Raw genomic sequence first — 19,211 nt, 5'->3', positions numbered from 1 at the left:
TGGGTTGCGCTTGTGCTTCCGGGGCGGGCCTCAGTCGTCGCGCTCCCCGCCCCGCGTCCGTACGGGGTAGGTCGCCACCGAAGTCGAAGGGTCGTCCAGGCAGTCCCCCGAGGCCAGATCGAAACGCTGCTTGAGCAGCGGCGATGCCACGAACGCCCGGCCGTCGGCCGAGCCGGTCAGACCGCGGGAGAGCACCTGGGCGCCGGTGAACGGATCGCGGTTGGCGATCGCGTACGGCCGGCCGGCGCGGTCGACGAAGAGCGCGGCCTGGGTGCCGTCCGGGAGGAGGGCGGCGACCCCGCGCCCAGGGGTGAGGTCGTCCAGCGTGCACACCGCGACCCAGCCCTGGGCGCAGCGGATCTCGAGCGCGGCGGGCGGGGCGTCGGCCTCGGGGCGGGTGAGCGGTGCGGTGGCGGTAGTCATCAGACGGAGGTCCCTTCCAGGGTGCGAACGGGCAGTGTCGGTCCGGCCAGCAGCGTCAGATCCGGCTTGACCTGGTCGCGCTCCGGTACGAAGCGGACGGACGGATCGGGTGCGTCGGGCGCATTGACGAAGGAGACGAAGCGGGCCAGCCGCTCGGGGTCGGCGAGGGTCTCGGCCCACTCGTCGCGGTAGTGGGTGACATGCGCGGCCATCAGGGCCTCCAGCTCGTCGCACAGCCCCAGCGAGTCATGGACGACGACGTCCCGTACGTGGTCGAGGCCGCCCTCGATCCGCTCCAGCCAGGCGGAGGTGCGCTCCAGGCGGTCGGCGGTGCGGATGTAGAACATCAGGAAGCGGTCGATCAGGCGGATCAGCTCGGCGTCGCTCAAGTCCTGGGCGAGCAGGTCGGCGTGGCGCGGGTCCGCGCCACCGTTTCCGCCCACGTACAGATTCCAGCCGAGGGAGGTGGCGATGATCCCGAAGTCCTTGCCGCGGGCCTCCGCGCACTCCCTCGCACACCCGGAGACCGCGGACTTCAGCTTGTGCGGCGAGCGCAGGCCCCGGTAGCGCAGCTCCAGCTCGATGGCCATACGGACCGAGTCCTGGACGCCGTAGCGGCACCAGGTCTGGCCGACGCACGACTTCACGGTGCGCAGCGCCTTGCCGTACGCATGCCCCGACTCGAAGCCGGCCGCCACCAACCGCTCCCACACCTGCGGGAGTTGATCGACGCGGGCGCCGAACAGATCGATCCGCTGACCACCGGTGATCTTGGTGTAGAGGCCGAAGTCGCGGGCCACCTCGCCGATCACGATCAGCTTCTCCGGGGTGATCTCCCCGCCGGGGATGCGCGGCACGATCGAGTACGAGCCGTTGCGCTGGAGGTTGGCGAGGAAGTGGTCATTGGTGTCCTGGAGGGCGGCCTGCTCCCCGTCGAGGACATAACCGCCGGCGCCGACGGTGGGCGCGAGGGAGGCGATGATCGAGCCGACGGTGGGCTTGCAGATCTCACAGCCGTCGCCGTTCCTGGCCGCCGGCCGGCCGTGCGAGTCCAGCAGCGCGGCGAAGGAAGTCAGCCGCAGGGTGCGGACGATCTCGTAGAGCTCGGCGCGGGTGTGCGGGAAGCAGCCGCACAGACCGGTGTCGAGGGTGGCGCCGGACGCGGTCAGTTCGTCGTTCATCACGGCGGTCAGCGACTTGACGCAGCTGCCGCAGCCGGTACCGGCCTTGGTGCACTTCTTGATCTCGGGGAGGGTGCCGCAGGAGTGCTCGGTGACCGCGGCCCGCACCGTCCCCTTGGTCACGTTGTGGCAGTTGCACAGCACCGCAGTGTCCGGCAGCGCGGACGGTCCGAGCGCGCCGCCGCCCTCGGCCGCGACCCCGGCGGGCAGCACCAGCTGCTCGGGCGCCAGAGGGGGAACGGTGCCGGTCAGCGGGCGCAGCATGCCGTACGACTCGGCGTCGCCGACCAGCACCCCGCCCAGCAGCTCGCCCGAAGCGCCGATCACCAGCTTCTTGTAGACGCCGCTGCGGGAGTCGGCGTAGACCACGTCCAGAGCGCCCTCGGTGGTGCCGTGCGCATCGCCGAAGGACGCGACGTCCACGCCGAGCAGCTTCAGCTTGGTCGACAGGTCCGCGCCGGTGAATCCGGTGTCCGGGGCGCTGCCGTCGGCGAGGCCGGCGGCGATGCCGGCGGCCGCCACCCGCGCCATGTCATAGCCCGGCGCCACCAGGCCGTAGACCCGGCCGTCCGCGGCCAGCGCGCACTCGCCGATGGCGTACACGTCCGGGTCGCCGGTGCGGCACCGCTCGTCGATGACGATGCCGCCGCGCTCGCCGACCGGCAGCCCGCAGTCCCGGGCGAGCTGGTCGCGGGGGCGGACACCGGCCGAGAAGACGACCAGGTCGGTGTCGATACGGGAGTCGTCGGACAGCCCCATGGCGGCGACCGCGCCCGCCCCGTCCGCGACGATCTCCTTGCCGCCGACTCCGGTGTGCACCTCCAGACCCATCCCCTCGACCGTACGGCGCAGCGCCCGGCCCCCGCCCTCGTCGACCTGGAGGGCCATCAGCCGCGGGCTGAACTCCACGATGTGGGTGCGCAGTCCGAGCCCCTTGAGCGCCCCGGCCGCCTCCAGGCCGAGCAGTCCGCCGCCGACCACCACACCGGTACGGGCGTTCTTGGCGTACTCCTCGATGGCGAGCAGGTCCTCGATGGTGCGGTAGACGAAACAGCCCGCGCTGTCCTTGCCCGGCACCGGCGGCACGAACGGGTAGGAGCCGGTGGCCAGCACCAGGGCGTCGTAGCGGACGGTCAGACCGGAGCGGGCGGTGACCGTGCGGGTGGTGCGGTCGACGGCCGTGGCGGGGTCGCCGAGGTGCAGCTCGATGCCGTGCCGGGCCATGAAATCCGGCTCGGCGAGACTCAGGTCGTCCGGGGTACGGCCGGCGAAGTACGAGGTCAGCTGGACGCGGTCGTAGGCCGGGCGGGGCTCCTCGCACAGCACGACCACCCGCGCCCGCTCGGTGACACCGCGGTCGGCCAGCTCCTCCAGAAAGCGCTGGCCGACCATGCCGTGGCCGATGAGGACGAGGGTGGGGGTGCCAGGTGCGGCGTCTGGCGTGGCATCCGGGTGCGGCGGCATCGAGGTCATGCCCGTCAGCCTGCGGTCCGGCTGTTACCCGCCCGCATCTGCACTGTTTCCCGGGCGGAACGCTGCCCTCAGTGGCGGGGCGGGCGCCGTGTGAGGGCGGCCCGCCCCGCGCCGGCCGGTCAGCCGTTCAGCTGCGCCGGGCACAGCCGCCGCGGCTGCTTGTCGCCGGCGAGCTCGGCGTCCACACAGCCGCCGGGCAGTCCGCCCACGGCCTTGGTGCCGAAGTTGGCGGTCACGGTCAGCCTGCCGTCGCCGAAGACCGTGCGCTGGACCGTACGGTCTCCGGTCAGCCACCGGAACGAGGTCATCCGCTCGGTGCCCGCGGCGCGGTGCAGCGGCGAGAAGTACTTCTGCAGCGCGGCCAGCCCGGGCCCGTTCCTGGCGATCGTCGGGCCGTCGAGGACATAGTTGAGCGGCGTGTTGTAGAGCATCGCCAGCAGCGCCCGGGTGGTCTTCTGGGCCGGCAGCTTCTCGTACGACAGCTCCCAGCGCTCGGCGTTGACCAGCGAGCCGTGCAGCGCGGTCTCGTAGAGCGGGACGCGGTACTTCGGCTCGTACATGGCGGTGGCCATCCGGCGGGGCAGCCGCACCGGCTTGAAGAAGGCGCCGGGGGCCTTCTCCGGGTAGTAGCCGCCCCACTTCTTCTTGTCGCGCTCCAGCTTCCACAGGCCGTCGTCGACCGGGGTGCCCGAGCCGTGGTTGTAGGCCACCACCTTGTTGGCCCAGGCCTGGGAGGCCTCCGAGCCGAGGACGAGGGTCTTCGACAGCCGCTTCATCCGGGCCAGGCGGCTCGCGCGGTCGCCGGCCTTGGTCATCTCATGACCCTTGCCGTGGTCGCGGAACACCTCTCCCGTCGCATCCACATCGAGGAAGTAGCTGTCCGCGCCGTTGGCGACCATCTTGCGGGTGCGGTCGGCGAGGTAGTGCTTGGCCGGCTCGGCCTTCTCGAAGGCGCGCGAGCTGAGGTAGCAGCCGCGGTTGCCGAAGCCCGTCTCCGGTGTGCCGTCGGCCTTGCGGACACAGAAGTCGGGGTAGACCCGGTCGGGCCAGACGGAGGTGGGGCTGTCGGCGCTCTTGGGGTCCTGGCCGTTGGCGAAGGTGTCGTACGGGCCGACGAGATAGCCGGCGTTCTTGGCGGCCCGCACCGCCTGCGCGTTCATCGGGCCGGGGCCGGAGTCGTAGCCGAGCCACATCCGGTCCACGCCCAGCTTCTTCAGCCTGTCCACCCCGGCGGCGGTCCGCGCATCGCCCCACACATACGCGTGGAACGCACCCAGCAGCTTGCCGCTGGCCGGGTTCCGCTCGATCTTCTTGCGCAGGCTGCCGAGTTGGCGGTGCTGGGAGAGGTAGGAGCGGTAGTCGGCGGCGGGGGCCACCGGGTTGCCGTCGGTGAGGGAGAAGGAGACGTCGTAGTCGCGGGTGCCCTCACCGGCGTCGAAGGCATGCGCGGCCGTGGTGCGCAGCCGGCCCCCGGTGGAGGTGAAGCGCAGCGAGGTGCCGATGTCGGTGGGGGTGAGATAGCTGACGCCTCTCCCGCCCTTACCGCCCGCCCCGCCCATGGAATAGCCCCACAGGGGCATCGAGAGGCCCTCGCCCATGTCGACGGTGCTGCCGGCCAGCCCGCCCTTCTCGGAGCCGGCGTTCCAGAAGGCGTCCCGTACGGGGATGTCCAGACCCTCACCGCGCGGCAGCTGGACGGCGGAGGCGGCACGGTCGGTACCGGTCACCGGCCAGCTGACCGACCCGTCGCGGTCCGCCCGCAGCCTGATCCGCAGCCGCCCGCGCTCCGAACTCGCCGTCACCTTCAGCCCCTTGGCGGGGTAACTCCAGTGCGCCCCGTCGGCCGTACGGGTCACCGGCCCCGGCTTCCCGAGCCCGCCGCCGGCCGGAGCGGACAGCACCAGCTGCTGCCCGTCGTCGGTGTGCGCGTTCACGGCCAGCGAGGCGGTGTCGACGACGGCGGTGCCCCCGGCGACGGGGAGCGCGAGGCGGCTGCCCTCCAGAGTGCCCGCGGCGGCGCTGTCACATCCGGCGACTCCGAGGGTGGTCGCGGTGAGCGCGAGGGAGGCGGCGAGGACGCGGGTCGTACGACGCCGTCCGGTGGTCTTGGGGAGGTGGGGTTTCATACCTGAGTGAATAGTCAGCGGGATTAAGAGAGTTCTAAGAGCGGTAGTGAGGGCGACGCTCCGTATCTGCGCTCCTGAGGCCGGCGGCTCGATGAGGGGATCCTCACGCGCGAGGTCCCAGCTCTTCCAGCTTCTGCGCTGCTGCCTTGGCCTCGATCCGGGGCGGTGAGGCGGCGGCCGAGGATCTCGGCGATCCGGGCGGTCATCCGGGCGTCGGGGAGCAGGAACCGGCGCATGTAGGCACGGTTCATCACGCAGATGGTGACTCGTCGAGGGCCTCGGCGAAGTTGTCGTACATGCGCCGGCCGAGCGGGGCCATCTCGCTGAGGATCGTTCCGGGGCTACTGCCTGACGCTCGTTTTCCGCTTCCCGAAATGCCATCGGCCATCAGTCGGGTGCTGGTTGCGGTGTGGCTGCGCTGCGACGAGATCTTCTGACAGGACGCCGAGTCTTTCCGGGCGGGTGCGGAGTGTGGGCCGGAGGTGGACGATGGCGTCGAGGCCACCGCTGGGCGCGGGGCGCAGGGTTACCTCGCCGCCGCCGGCGCGGGTGAGTTGCCGGACCATGGGCAGGCCCAGGCCGGTGCCGTCGTGCTGGGCGTCGGCCGCCCGCCAGAACCGGTCGAAGGCGCGCTGCCGCTCGGTCTCGTTCATGCCGGGTCCCTCGTCGATCACGTGCAGCTCGGTCACCGACGGCGTGCGGCCGCCGTCGGTGGGGGAGGTGAGGGTTGCCAGGGTGATGGCGGTTTCGGGCGGGGATACGCGCAGCGCGTTGGAGAGCAGGTTGTCGATGATCTGTTCAAGTGCGCCAGGGACCGCCCACACCCGACCGGCCTTTGTTCCGGTCACGGTGAGGTCGACGTGTTGTTCGCCGGCGAAGGCCGTCCAGATGGCCGCGCGGTCGGCGATGACGGCGTCGAGATCGATGGCCTCCGGCGTGATGGCGGAGTTCTCCAGGCGGGCCAGGGCGAGCAGCCCTTGGACCATGCGACTGAGCCGCTCCACTTCGCCGAGCGCTGCATCGAGGCTGTTTTGCGCGCTGGGGTCGAGGTGGGGCTCGAAATTCTCCAGACGCAGACGCAGTGAGGTCAGAGGGGTTTTGAGCTGGTGCGATGCCTCGGAGGCGAACGCCTGCTGGGCGTGGAGCAGGTGCTGGAGCCGGGTTGCGGCGCGGGTGAAGGAGGCAGTCAGTCGGCGCAGTTCCGGCGGTCCACGGTCGGTGGCCGGGGGATCGGTGAGGCGGCCGTCTGCGAGTTGTGCGGTGGCGCGTTCCAGGGCCCGGACAGGACGGGTGATCGAGCGGGCGAGCGCGAAGCCGATCACTGCGACGGTGGCCAGTACCCCCAGTCCGACGACGGCGAGTACCGCCCAGGTGGTGTGGACCTTCTCGGTGAGTGAGTTGAGGGGGTGGAGGGTCCGTACGACGCAGGCGACGGCGTTGTCGGCGCCAGAGCTGCCGGGGACGGTGACGAACAGGGCCTCGCCGTCCGAGGCCGGGGCGTCGCGGGTCCCGATGGCGGGCTGATTGTGCAGTGCGGTGGCGATGTCAGGCTCGGCGGACAGGTCTTTGCCGACGGTGGTGGTGGCGGGGGCGTTGTCGGTGTCCGTGCGGACGATGCCGTTCCGGTCGGCGACTATGACACGGCTGCCGGTACGCCGGCTGTAGTTGCGGGCGAGCTCCGGCAGCTCGGCTGCCTGTCCCCGTTCGAGCTTCTCCTCGCAGACGTCGGCGAGCGTCATCGCGCCCTGTTCCGCCGCGTTGGAGAAGCGGGACAGCTCACTGCGGCCGTAGACGACGCCGAACGGCACTTCGAGGGCGAGCAGGACGAGCAGCATGAGGCTGAGGTAGCTGCATACGAGGCGACGGGTCACCGGGTGCCTCCGTCGCGTCCAGGTGGTGGGGGATCGGCGCCGTCGCGATCGGCCGGCGGGACCAGGCGGAAACCGATGCCGCGGATGTTCTCGATCCAGGACGAGTCGCCGAGTTTGCGGCGCAGCGCGGCGATGTGTACGTCCAGGGTCTTGGTGGGGCCGAAGTAGTTGGGTTCCCAGGCCGTATCGAGGATTTGCTGGCGGGAGCAGACGGCTCCGGGGTCTTCGGCCAGGCACACGAGCAGGTCGAACTCCTTGGGGGCCAGTGCGATCGACGATTGGTGCAGACGGACTTGCCGGGTGCGGTGGTCGATGGTCAGCGGTCCGATCCGCTGGGCACCGGGTGACCCTGCCTCGGCCGCGCCGCGGGACGACCCCGGCGCCGTACCGCCCGACGCCGGGTCCCCGGCCAGGGTGCGGCGGGTGACGGCGCGGATTCGGGCCACCAGTTCCCGTACGCCGAACGGTTTGGAGAGGTAGTCGTCCGCGCCCAGCTCCAAGCCGAGCACCCGGTCCACCTCGTCATCCCTGGCAGTGATCATGATGATCGGTACCGGGGACCGGGCGCGCAGGGCCCGGCAGACGTCGATGCCGTCCATGTCGGGCAGCCCCAGGTCCAGCAACACCATCGCCGGTTCGGGTGCGGACAGGCCGTCGGTGCCGTTGCGGGCGTGTTCCACGGTGAACCCGAAGCGGTCCAGTCCCTCCATCAACGGTCCGGCCACCCGGTCGTCGTCTTCGATCAGCAGCACACGCATGCCTTCAGGTTCGCAAACGTCAGGCCGCAACCGCCGGAACCTCGCCCGAGTCACTGATCGTTCCCAAGTTCGCACAGTGCTGTGCTACCGGCACACGCTTCGGTGGTGGCTCGGACGTCGCCGAATGGCGCAGCCGCCGGACGGGGATTACCGGAACATCCAGCACTCCGACAGCATTCAGCAAAGGAGAGTTAAGAATCCGAAGGTGCAATGAGTCGGACGGTCCACCGGCCCGGGGTCGATTGAGGAGCAAGCCCGGCCAGGATTCAGCGAATTCCGGCCAGGGATGCAACGAATTGACGCGTTCGATCGCCTGCAACCACTTCCGGATTCACTGTCGGATTCGGCGTCACTCGATCCAGCACCTCTGTCATGAACAGCACCAACTACGCATCGAGGTCGCACGGAATCAGAAAGGAATCGGCGTCGCCTGATCATTCGCGAGGTGCTCGCTGTATTTCTGCTGGCCATTTCCTTGAACGCCGTCCCGTAGTGTCGAGGCGCAGGCCGGGCTACAAGAATTCCGAGCGGAACAAGTCCCCCCACATCTCCCTGGAATAGCTATGCCGAACCCTTGCACATGTGCTGATCTCCCCATCCCTTTCGGACCCGGACGGTGACGATGCGCCAGACGACGACCGACGAACTGTGCACGACCGACGAGCTGTGCACGACCGACGAACTGCGCACGATCGACGAACTGCGCCGTGCGCGCCCGGACCTGGTGGAACCGTTCACGACCGCACTGCCGGGGGCGCGCGCAGCCGTGCTCGGCCGGCTGTGGGGGGCCTTCGTGCGAGAACCCCTGCCCGGGGTGAGCGGCCGTCGCCGGGAGGCCGACACCTTAGTGGTCTCTCTGCAGCACGGCGGCCCGCTCTCCGCGGCCGACTCCTGCTCACGTCGGTTTGCCCAGGTGCCGGAGGACTTCACCGTGACCCGGCCCGATGGGCCGATCAGCGAACCGACCGAGCTGCTGGGAGAGTTGGGGGTGCGGACTCCCGCCGCGCAGCGGCTGGCGGCCGAGCTCGACAACAGCGTGGTCAACCTGGCCCTGGGTCGCGCCGCGAACGCCATGGGGATCGGCCCGCTCGCCGATTCGGCCGACGCCGAACAGGCGGTGGTCGATGGCCACCCGCAGCACCCGTGCTGCCGCACCCGTACCGGCATGTCGGTCGCCGAGGTGCTCGCTTACGCGCCCGAGCACCACCCCGTCGTGCAGTTGGCCCTGCTCGCCGTTCCGGTCGAACGCTGGCAAAGTTCCGGCCAGTGGCCTCAGGAGCTGCGTGACGGCGACACGGTCCTGGTGCCGGTACACCCGTGGCAGCGGGATCACGTACTCGTACACCACCCCGAACTGGCCATGGCGCAACCGACCATCCCGGCCCGGCCGCTGCTGTCGCTGCGTACCCTCGCTCCACTGGACGCTCTGCCGGGCTGCCACATCAAGACGGCGCTCGACGTGCAGGTCACCAACTACCGGCGCACCATCTCTCCCGCCGAGGTGGCCGATGGCCCACCCCTGTCGGACCTGGTCACGGCGGTCGTCGACAAGGCGGGGTACGGCGGCAGCCTGCGGATCCTGCGCGAACTGGGCGGCGGCGCGGTGCGCGTGGGCGGGCAGGCGTCCGCGAGCCTGGCGGCGATGATCAGGGAGTCCTCCGAGTGCCACCTCGACGCCGGGGAGATCGCCGTCCCGCTCACAGTGGTACACGCCACGGGAGCGGCCGTGGTGGCGGGTGATCCGGTGCGTTGGTTGGCGGACTTCGCCGGGCTCGTCCTGCCGCCCGCGCTCACGCTGCTGTCCATGGGGGTGGCCTTGGAGGCGCACGGTCAGAACACGCTGGTCGTGCTGCGGGACGGACGGCCGGTACGGGTGCTGTACCGGGATTTGGACGGAGTACGGATCAGCCCGCGCAGGCTGGCCCGGTGCGGATTCACGCTGCCGCCCCTGGCCGGCACCCGCGCCGGCGACGATGTGGAGGCGCTGCGCACCAAGCTGTTCGGTGGCCTGCTCAGCGGAGTCTTCAGCGAGCTGGTCGATGTCCTCGCCCGCACCCGGGCGGCGGATCCCACGGCGCTGTGGGCCGCGGTGGCCGAGGTCGGCCGACGGGTGTACGCCGACCTTCCGGACGACGGGGACGCGGCCGCGTTCTTCGGCGACACGCTTCCGTTGAAGGCGACCATCGCCATGCGCCTGGCCGACAACCCGGGCAAGGCGCTGTGGACTCCCGTCCCCAACCCCCTGGCGCGCGCACGTTCCCACGCCCCGACCACTCACCCACCCACCCGCTGACGCACCGAGTTCGTACGCATGGGAGCTACGGCATGACCACATCCACGACACACGACGTCACCGCCACCCCCACCACACTGTCCGACGACCGGGCCGAGCAGACCGCCGACACCGTCACCGCCCACACGCTGCTCAACTGCCTGATCCGCGAGGTATCCGCACCCGAGCATCAAGTAACCGTCAGCCAGGACCACTTACTACTCCGCCTGCCCCGCCGTCACCTTCTGCTGCGCGCCCGGCTGCGCCGGATCTCGCTGATCGGCGCCCACCGCTTCCACGGCCCGGTGCAGCGGTTCGAGGACGATGCCTGGGCCGCGGTCGGCTGGCGGGAGCTGGCCGGCTACATTCAGAACGAACTGGAACTGCGCACCGGCATCGCCAACGAGGAATTCCCGGCGCAGGTCGCCGACAGCCGCGAGACCATCCGCACCGCCCTGGAACAACGTTCCCACCAGCCCCGGCAGACGGACCCCTATCTCTCTTCGGAACAGTCCCTGGTGTTCGGCCATCGCTTCCACCCCACGCCCAAGGCCCGCACCGGAGACCCGGAGGACTGGCTGACGTACGGACCGGAGACCGGTGCCCGCTTCCGCCTGCGGCACCTGGCCGTACGCCGCCATCTCGTGTGCGAGGAGGGCGACCTGGACAGGCTGGACGCGCTGTGTACGTCGGCCGACCCGGGCTACCTGACACTGCCGGTACACCCCTGGCAGTACCGGATGTTGCAGGCCAACGACCGGCTGCGGGAGGCGCTGGCCGCAGGCGATGTGGTCGACACCGGCGTGCGCGGGCCGGAACTGGTGCCGACCGCGTCGGTACGCACGCTGTACCAGCCGGACACCGACACCTTCCTGAAGTTCAGCCTGAATGTCCGTCTCACCAACTGCGTGCGCAAACACGCCAGTTACGAACTGCCCGGAGCCGTTGCCCTCAACCAGCTGCTCCAGCCCGTTTTCACCGCTCTCGTCGACCGATTCCCCCGTTGTGCGCTGCTGGCCGAACCGGGCTACCGCACACTGGACGCCGACGGCGAGATCGCATTGCTGGAGGGCCTCGCGGTGATCGTGCGGTCCGGACTGCGCCCCCACCTGCGCCCCGGGGTGACGCCCCTGCTCGCCGCCGCGATCGCGGATGAGTACCCCACCAGTCCGGCCCATGTCTCGCACCTGCTCGCCCGCGGCGACGGGGATGTCCTCGCCTGGTGGGACGCCTACCTGCGGCTGCTGCTGCCGCCGGTGCTGGCCGCGTACTTCGAGCACGGCGTCGTCCTGGAACCCCACCTCCAGAACGTGGTCTTGGGGGTGCATACCGACGGGACCCCGGCGCAGATCTTCTTCCGTGACCTGGAGGGCACCAAGCTCCTGCCCGGCCACCACCGGCACGCCCTCGACCGCCTGCCCGAGGAGGTCCGTGGGCCCCTCACCTACGACGCCGAACGCGGCTGGAACCGGGTCGCGTACTGCCTCCTGGTCAACCACACCGCAGAACTGCTCGGCGCCCTGGCCGACCTCGAACCGGCGCTGGAACCGGCCCTGTGGGGGCTGGTCCGCGACCACCTCGCCGCCTACGCCGGCACCGCCGGCGAACCGCCACGGCTGCGCGCGCTGCTGTCCGGCGTACCGCTGCCCGCCAAGGCCAACCTCCTGCTGCGCTGGGCCCGCCAGGCCGACCGGCACGCCACCTACGTCCCCCTGCCCAGCCCGCTCGGCGAGGACTTCCCCCGCGAGGTGTCCCGGTGAGGCCCGCACTGCTCCACCACGTACGCCAGATGTCCGACGACGACCTGCCCGCTTACGTCTACGACCTGCCGGGCCTGCGCGAGCACGTCCGCGCGATCCGGGCGGCGCTGCCGGAACGCGTAGAGCTGCTGTACGCCGCCAAAGCGAACTCCGACCCCAGGTTGCTGCAAGCCCTGTCCGGGCAGGTCGACGGTTTCGAAGTGGCCTCCGGCGGCGAACTACGCCACCTCCACGGCCTCTTCCCCGACACACCGATCGCCTTCGGAGGCCCCGGCAAAACCCCGGCCGAGCTGGTACAAGCACTGACCGCGGGCGTACACCGCCTGCACATCGAAAGCGCACACGAGCTGCGTCTTCTCACCACTGTGCTGGGTGACCGCAAGGGCGCCGACATCTTGCTGCGCGTCAACCTTCCCGTCGTACTCGGGCCGGTCGCCCTTGCCATGGGCGGGCAGCCCAGCCCCTTCGGCCTGGATCCCGAGCAGCTGGACCGGTGCCTGGCGCTCGTCGCCTCCGACCGGCGCATCCGGCTGCGCGGCGTACACGTCCACCTGGCCAGCGGACTTGAAGCCGCCACCCAACTCGCCCTGGCCGGCGAGGTCCTGGCCTGGGCAGCCGACTGGGCCGACACACGGGGTCTCGACCTGACCGAGGTCAACATCGGCGGCGGGATGGGCGTCGACTACGCACGCCCACAGCACAGGTTCGACTGGCCCGCCTTCGGCGCCGGTCTGCGCGAGGCCCTGACCAGCCGCCCCCGTCTGACGTTGCGGATCGAGCCCGGCCGTTCGCTCACCGCCTACTGCGGCTGGTACGTCACACAGGTCCTGGACGTCAAACGCAGCCACGGCCAGGCATTCGCCGTCCTGCGCGGCGGCACCCACCATCTGCGCACACCCGCCGCCAAACAGCACGATCAGCCCTTCGAGGTGATCCCCGACGACTCCTGGTCCCAGCCCTGGGAACGTCCCGAGGCGCGTGATGAACCGGTGACGCTGGTCGGGCAACTGTGCACGCCGAAGGATGTCCTCGCCCGACAGGTGACGGTCCAGCGGCTGCGCGTCGGCGACCGGATCGCGTTCGCCATGGCCGGCGCCTACGCCTGGAACATCTCCCACCACCAGTTCCTCATGCACCCTCACCCGGCCTTCCACCACGTCGACGACATGGGGACCTCCGTCCTGAGCACCCCTGCCCACCAGACGTCGTGATCAAGTACCCCCGCGTCCGTGCACGTTCCAAGAGGAGCGCCCCGAGCGAGGTGCTCGCGACGCTCACCGTCCGGAACTTCCGCCGCTACCTGATCGGACAGCTGACCTCCAACATCGGCACCTGGATGCAGCGTGCTGCCCAGGACCTGCTGGTCCTCCACCTCACCGGCAACAGCGGCAGCGCCGTCGGCATCGTGACCGCACTGCAGTTCCTGCCGCAGACCCTGTTCGGCCTGACCGGCGGCGTCCTCGCCGACCGCTTCCCCAAACGCCGGCTGCTGCTGATCACGCAGACGGCCATGGCGGTGCAGTCCCTGCTGCTCGGTGTCCTGATCCTCACCGGAGCAGTGAACCTGCCCTCCGTGTACGCGCTGGCCTTCGCCCTCGGCGCCGCCACGGCTCTGGACAGCCCCGCCCGCAACGCCTTCATCTCCGAACTGGTCACCCGTGAGCGCGTGGCCGCCGCGGTCAGCCTGAACTCCGCCCAGTTCAACGTCGCCCGCATCCTCGGCCCTGCCCTCGCGGGCCTGACCGTCGCTGCCGCCGGAACCGCCCCGGTATTCCTCGGCAACACCGCCTCGTACCTGGCGGTCCTCTACGGGCTGATCACTATCCGCACCGACGAACCGGGGGCCTCCCGCGAGCCCCGGCGCGGCGGTACTCGGCTGCCCGACGCCTTCCGCCACATCACCTCCACCCCGGACCTGCTGCTGCCGATCTCGGTCATGGGATTCGTCGGCACCTTCGGACTCAACTTCCAGGTCACCATCTCCCTCGTGGCGATCACCGTCCTCCATACCGGCGCCGCCGCGTTCGGCTACCTCTCGGCCGCCTACGCCGCAGGCAGCCTCATCGGTGCGATCCACGGAGCCGATCGCCGCGAACCCCCCACCGCACGACGCCTGGTCACCGCCACGATCATCTTCGGGGCGTTGGAGGCCGCGCTGGGCCTGATGCCCGGCTACGGCACATTCATGGCCCTGCTCATCCCCACGGGCTTCGCCTCGGTGACCGTAACGACGACCGCCAACGCCCTAACCCAGCTCCACGCCCAACCCCGCCTGCGTGGCCGCGTCCTGTCCGTCTACTTTCTCGTCCTCCTCGGCGGCACCCCCCTCGGCGCCCCTTTGGTCGGCCTGGTCTCCGACACCCTCGGCGCCCGCTCAAGCCTGATCCTCGGCGGCCTGATCTCTGCGTCCTCCGCGCTCGCTCTCTCCGCGTTGGTCACAGCGCGGAGCCGACGGCGCGAACGGATCACGAAGTCGGCCGCCCTCGGGGAGTCACCACCCGTAGACACCGCGAGCGCCCACCGATCGGCACATGCAGACAAGAATCCGTCCGGCGTGGCTTCGCTCATGAAAACGGGTTCTGGCTCAACTTCCGTGGAGCCGCCTCGCTGAGTGACCGGCAGACCCTCATGGCCTGCTCGCACCGGCCGTCGTCGTGGTGCGTCGGGATCACGACCCTGGAGCCCCGGAGGCACGTCATCCGTCACGGGCGCCCGGGGACGGCGAACCCGGGGCATTGTTTTCGGATCACCTCACTGACCGGAGCGGGGCTGTTCCCCGCTATAGGCTCGATTCAAGAGGCAGTCACGGACGCGTGGAAGACCATTCGAGGAGGTTCGAATGGGCGTGACGGGTGCCATCGCGCACCACATGGACTTACGGGGGAGATGCCGGTGATCCGGATGAGGCTGAGTGCGCGGACTCTGGAATCGATCCGCTTTGCGGTATCACCCATGGTGGAGGCGGTGACGGCGATTCAGCACAGATGGTTCGCGCCCCACAGCGTGCCGGGAGAGCCGCCGTGGGCCCGGTCGGCCCGTGACCCGCGGTGATGGAGGCGGCTGCAGTTCCTTTCTCACCTGCTGGGTGACAACGGCGAGATCTGGCCTGCTGCCGTCCGCGGCTCCTCACCGGATCGTCCGCCCGGCTCGGACCCGTCCCGGGCGGCACCGGCCGTTCCCGAGGAGGCGAAGGCCCGGTACCTGGCCCTCTCCATGTCGTCGTCCACCGTGCCCCTGCCGCGTGCTCGGGCGCTGCTGGCCATCCAGGAGGCAGCGGTGCGAGGGGACGACGGATTCACCCAGCGGTTCATGGCGGAGATCGAGCAATTCTTCCGGCTCTGTCTTGAGCCGCACTGGCGGGCGATCGAGGAACAGGCGGAGGGGGACATCCTGTGTCGCGCGGGCGTCATCGCCAAGCGGGGGCTGGCCCATGGCCTCGCCTCGCTCCACCCTTCGGTTTCCTATCGCGACGGCACCCTGTGCATCGCCAACGACATCGAGCTGGACTCCGCGTACGACCGGGAGATCGCTCTCGTCCCGTCCACTCTGGCCACCCGGTGCTTCCTGGCGCCGGACCCCCGTGAGGGCTACCGCCTCTGCCTTGTCTATCCGGCCCTGCGGCCGGCCGAGAGCGGCGGCCGGCCCCGGACGTCGCAGCGAACGGGCGAGGTACTCAGCGAAGTTCTCGGCCATACGCGGCTGATGCTGCTGCGCAGTCTGGACCGGCCCTGCACCACCACCCGCCTCGCCGCGGTGCACCACCTCAGCCCGTCCACGGTCTCGTACCACCTCACCCGCCTGCACCGGGTGGGCCTGCTCACCCGGCTGCGGGACGGCAGCAACGTCCGCTACCAGCGCACCGGTGAGGCGGACCGGCTGCTCGCGCATGCCGTGTGACTGCTGAGCGGCGAACGCCCGGACAGGACCCCGTTCACGGTCGGCACCGAGGGAAGGGAGAAACCCCGCACGGCTCACGGGGTCCCTCCCGTAACCGTGCCTGCCCGCAGTGGAGTTGGCTTGTTCCGGACGGGTTGTGTGTGTGGGGGGCGCACGACCATCGATCAGGCCAGTGATCCCGGACGACCGGATGGCCGAGGGCTCGCCCGATGCGGCTGCCGCCGGGTACCGGCGCGCTGCGTCGGCCGAACGGGCGGTAGATGACACCAAGACCGCCCCCGGGCCTCCGCCGCGGGAAGAGCGAGGGCATGAGCCACGCACACATCCGCGAGCACGGCACGCCTCTCCTCCGAGGCCGCCGCACGGCCCTGGGCCGGCCGACGGTCTCCGCCCACTCCCCGCGTCGAACGGCAGGTACGCAGACGTGAGAGCTTTCGTTCTCCGGAGGGTCGGTGAGGTCGCCGTCATGGACAAGCCGGTCCCCGAGCCCGGCCCCACCGATGCGGTCGTGCGCACCACCGCGGCCATGGTGTGCACCACCGATGTGCACACCATGAGGGGCGCGATCCCGGTCGCGCCGGATGTGACGCTGGGGCATGAGGCGGTCGGTGTGGTCCATGCGCGCGGCTCGGCCGTCGAAGGACCGGCCGAGGGCGAGCGCGTCGCGGTGGCCGGGATCACGCCCTGCTTCCAGTGCGATTCCTGCCAGCGCGGGTTCTCCTCGCAATGCCAGGGCCGGATGCTGGGCGGCGCCCGCTTCACCAACCAGCGCGACGGGAACCTCGCCGAGTACTTCCTCGTCAACAACGCCCAGGCCAATCTCGCCCCATTCCCGAAGGGCTCTCCGACCACAAGGCGTTGTACGCCACCGACATGCTCTCCACGGGGTTCGTCGCCGCCGAACACGCGGAGCTCGCCCTCGGCGAGACCGTCGCGATCTTCGCCCAGGGCGCGGTGGGACTCTCGGCGACGATCGGCTGCCGACTCCGCGGCGCGGGCCTCATCATCGCCGTCGAGTCGGTTCCCGCCCGCCAGGAACTCGCCCGCCGCTTCGGCGCCGACCTGATCGTCGACCACACGCGGTGCGATCCGGTCGCGCGGATCATGGAGCTGACGGACGGCCAGGGGGTCGACGCCGCCATCGAGGCGCTCGGCACCCCGCAGACCTGGGAGGCGGCCTTCCGGGTCACGAAGCCGGGAGGCCGCATTTCCAACGTCGGGTACCACGGCGAGGTGCACGAGCCGTTGAAGATCCCTCTGGAGCCCTTCGGATACGGCATGTCCGACAAGCAGGTCTACGCCGGGTTCAACCGCGGAGGCCGGGGGTGGCTCCGGCGGATCTTCCGGTTGATGGAGAACGGGAAGATCGACCCCACCCCGATGACCACACACGAATTCGGCTTCGACGAGATCGAACGGGCCTTTGCCATGATGGCCTCGAAAGAGGACGGAATCATCAAGCCGCTGATTCGCTTCGATGCGGACGGTGCGTAGGCGTGACGGATGCGCGGCGCTCCCTCCTGCCGCTCACCGTTCCGGGCTCAATCGAGCCACCGGGAAGCCAACCCGGCGAGGTAGGAGAGGGACAGCGCGGTCGCGGCGATCTGGAATCCGGTTGTCCCTCCGGCCCAGTGGGCGAGCAGGGCCATGGCGGAAGCCACCCAGATGCTCGAACACCAGCCGCAGCCGACCAGATAGGCGGGTTTGGAATCGTCGCCGAAGCGGCCGGCCACCCAGGAGCGGAATCCCGCCGCGAGCGTGTCCTTCGTGAGGAATCTGGTGATGCGGCACGTCGCGCCCAGGGAAAGGAGAAACTCCACAAGGCTCATGAGATCCACCCCGTTACCGTGAAGGCACCCGGCCGGTCGTCACTGGTTGATGACGAGGATGGTGCCGATGCCGCCCGCGCGTTGGTTGGCCGCGTCGGCCTCTTGCCAGGTGTAGTACTGGCGCACGGTGCCGTCGGGCAGGTTCAGCTGGTAGATGATGACGGCCGGGCGGGCACCGCCGCCGCAATTGCAGCCCATGTTCCGCTCCTTCTGTGACGTCGTGCGATGAGGTCCGGCGGCCGGGTCGGCGTCTCGCCGTGCGGCCCTGCCGCCGTGCCTCCGGGCCTATCCTTGGGGACCGGCAGCCGTCCCCCGTACTTGCACTACGGGGGACGGCTGTTCTGCTGGTTCGCTCAGCAACTCCCTTGCCGGGCGGGCCGGTTCAGGTGAGCTGCGGTATGTTTCCGGCCGCGGTGCGCGAGCCGGGGCCGGGCGTCAGGTGGTGCAGATGGACAGGGTGCTGGAGGAGGAGACGCCCCCGCTGATCGCGGTGTAGCCGGCGAACAGCACCTGCCCGATGTTGAGGGTGGCCGTGCAGCTGGCGTTGCCGCTCGCGTTGGCGACGGCGGTGCACACCACCGGGCCGCCGGGGCCGTCCAGGTGGAAGGTGACCGTCGCGCCGGGAGTCGCGCCGCTCGCGCTGAACGTGGCGGTGGCGAAGGCCCAGGGCAGCGGGGGGACGTTGAGCCGGTAGCAGGCGGGGTGCGCCGTGAGCCCCGTCGCCGCGCCCACGGTCACGGTCCCGGTCCCGAAGGCACCGACGCAGTTGCAGGTGCCGGTGGCGGTGAGCACGGTGGCGGTGACGAGGGTGCTGCCGACGGGCAGCGTGCTGGTGGTGACGGTGGCCTGGCCGGACGCGTTGGTGAGGCCGATGCCGAGCGGACCGCTGGTGGTGCTGAACAGTACGGTCGCGCCCGGGACGGGTACGCCGCCGCAGGTGACGGTGGCGGTGACGGTCACCGGCTGCCCGGGGCTCGGGCTGGCCGGCGAGGACGTCACGGTGACGGCGCAGGTCGGTGCGGCTCCGACGGTCACGGTCGTCGTCGCGGCGACGCCGACACAGGTGCACGTCGTGGTGGCGGCCAGCACGGTGGCGGTGACGACATTGGCGCCGGCCGGTAGCAGGCTGGTGGTCACGACGGCCTGGCCGGACGCGTTGGTGACACCGACTCCGACCGGGCCGCTGGTGGTGCTGAACAGTACGGTCGCGCCCGGGACGGGTACGCCGCCGCAGGTGACGGTGGCGGTGAGGGTCACCGGCTGTCCTGCGGTCGGGTTGGCGGGCGTGGACGTCAGGGTGACGGCGCAGTTCTGTGCCGCGGTGACGTTCACGGTCGCCGAGGCGGAGACGCCGATGCAGACACAGGTGGTGTTGGCGGCGATCACGGTGGCCGTGACGACGTTGGCGCCGGTCGGCAGCAGGCTGGTGGTGAGGGTGGCCTGGCCCGCGGCGGTGGTGATGCCGACGCCCAGGGAGCCGCTGGTGGTCGCGAAGAGTACGGTCGCCCCGGAGACGGGTACACCGTCGCAGGTGACGGTGGCGGTGAGGGTCACCGGCTGTCCTGCGGTCGGGTTGGCGGGCGTGGACGTCAGGGTGACGGCGCAGTTCTGTGCCGCGGTG

General features: G+C 70.4%; 14 protein-coding genes and 1 pseudogene. 7 read left to right on the top strand and 8 right to left on the bottom strand.

The annotated features are described in order from the left end of the window. Positions 1-30: 30 nt before the first annotated feature. The 5 genes from nirD to ACWGI6_RS07695 all read right to left on the bottom strand — a co-directional run bounded on the left by nirD (position 31) and on the right by ACWGI6_RS07695 (position 7,832). Positions 31-423: a nitrite reductase small subunit NirD gene (nirD, locus tag ACWGI6_RS07715; RefSeq protein ID WP_453266650.1), complete on the bottom strand. Its 393-nt coding sequence runs from the start codon at positions 421-423 to the stop codon at positions 31-33. After that, complete coding sequence (nirB, locus tag ACWGI6_RS07710; RefSeq protein ID WP_453266649.1) at positions 423-3,077, bottom strand: nitrite reductase large subunit NirB; 2,655 nt, start codon at positions 3,075-3,077, stop codon at positions 423-425. The genes nirD and nirB overlap by 1 nt, the downstream gene beginning before the upstream one ends. Before the next feature lie 119 nt (positions 3,078-3,196). Beyond that, entirely contained in the window at positions 3,197-5,203 is a 2,007-nt protein-coding gene (locus ACWGI6_RS07705) for a glycoside hydrolase (protein ID WP_453266648.1), read from the bottom strand. A gap of 341 nt (positions 5,204-5,544) precedes the next feature. Next, positions 5,545-7,074 carry a sensor histidine kinase gene (locus ACWGI6_RS07700; protein WP_453266647.1) on the bottom strand — a complete coding sequence of 510 codons (1,530 nt, stop codon included), beginning with the start codon at positions 7,072-7,074 and terminating at the stop codon, positions 5,545-5,547. Then, positions 7,071-7,832: a response regulator transcription factor gene (locus tag ACWGI6_RS07695; protein WP_453266646.1), complete on the bottom strand. Its 762-nt coding sequence runs from the start codon at positions 7,830-7,832 to the stop codon at positions 7,071-7,073. The genes ACWGI6_RS07700 and ACWGI6_RS07695 overlap by 4 nt, the downstream gene beginning before the upstream one ends. Positions 7,833-8,454: 622 nt before the next feature. Here ACWGI6_RS07695 and ACWGI6_RS07690 point away from each other — a divergent pair. The 7 genes and pseudogenes from ACWGI6_RS07690 (at position 8,455) to ACWGI6_RS07660 (ending at position 17,255) form a co-directional block, all read left to right on the top strand. Beyond that, positions 8,455-10,125 (top strand): IucA/IucC family protein, encoded by a 1,671-nt coding sequence (locus ACWGI6_RS07690; protein ID WP_453266645.1) that lies wholly within the window; start codon positions 8,455-8,457, stop codon positions 10,123-10,125. A gap of 32 nt (positions 10,126-10,157) precedes the next feature. Further along, positions 10,158-11,864, top strand: a complete 1,707-nt coding sequence (locus ACWGI6_RS07685) for an IucA/IucC family protein (protein ID WP_453266644.1) — start codon at positions 10,158-10,160, stop codon at positions 11,862-11,864. Beyond that, a complete protein-coding gene (locus tag ACWGI6_RS07680; RefSeq protein WP_453266643.1) occupies positions 11,861-13,075 on the top strand; it encodes a type III PLP-dependent enzyme in 1,215 nt (404 codons plus the stop codon). The genes ACWGI6_RS07685 and ACWGI6_RS07680 overlap by 4 nt, the downstream gene beginning before the upstream one ends. A 50-nt stretch (positions 13,076-13,125) precedes the next feature. Next, the gene (locus ACWGI6_RS07675; RefSeq protein ID WP_453266642.1) at positions 13,126-14,475 is read left to right on the top strand and encodes an MFS transporter; all 1,350 of its coding nucleotides are present in this window, start codon (positions 13,126-13,128) and stop codon (positions 14,473-14,475) included. Positions 14,476-15,092: 617 nt separating this feature from the next. Further along, a complete protein-coding gene (locus ACWGI6_RS07670; RefSeq protein ID WP_453266641.1) occupies positions 15,093-15,761 on the top strand; it encodes a helix-turn-helix domain-containing protein in 669 nt (222 codons plus the stop codon). A 190-nt stretch (positions 15,762-15,951) separates the two neighbouring features. Then, a pseudogene (locus ACWGI6_RS07665) lies at positions 15,952-16,518 on the top strand (alcohol dehydrogenase catalytic domain-containing protein); the annotation flags it as partial. A gap of 116 nt (positions 16,519-16,634) precedes the next feature. Then, positions 16,635-17,255, top strand: a complete 621-nt coding sequence (locus ACWGI6_RS07660) for a zinc-binding dehydrogenase (RefSeq protein ID WP_453266640.1) — start codon at positions 16,635-16,637, stop codon at positions 17,253-17,255. Between the two features lie 47 nt (positions 17,256-17,302). Here the strand turns inward: ACWGI6_RS07660 and ACWGI6_RS07655 are convergent, their stop codons facing one another. From ACWGI6_RS07655 to ACWGI6_RS07645, 3 genes are all read right to left on the bottom strand, one after another. After that, on the bottom strand, positions 17,303-17,590 hold the full coding sequence (locus ACWGI6_RS07655) for a hypothetical protein (RefSeq protein ID WP_453266639.1): 288 nt from the start codon (positions 17,588-17,590) through the stop codon (positions 17,303-17,305). Between the two features lie 39 nt (positions 17,591-17,629). Then, a complete protein-coding gene (locus tag ACWGI6_RS07650; RefSeq protein ID WP_453266638.1) occupies positions 17,630-17,788 on the bottom strand; it encodes a DUF7196 family protein in 159 nt (52 codons plus the stop codon). Positions 17,789-18,025: 237 nt separating this feature from the next. Beyond that, the coding region (locus tag ACWGI6_RS07645) for an Ig-like domain repeat protein (RefSeq protein ID WP_453266637.1) at positions 18,026-19,211 on the bottom strand (1,186 nt) is incomplete at its 5' end.

The sequence above is a fragment of the Streptomyces sp. NPDC054786 genome (assembly GCF_053611685.1).
The sequence above is the reverse complement of the archived record's forward strand: the minus strand, read 5'-3'. Positions and strand labels throughout refer to the sequence as shown.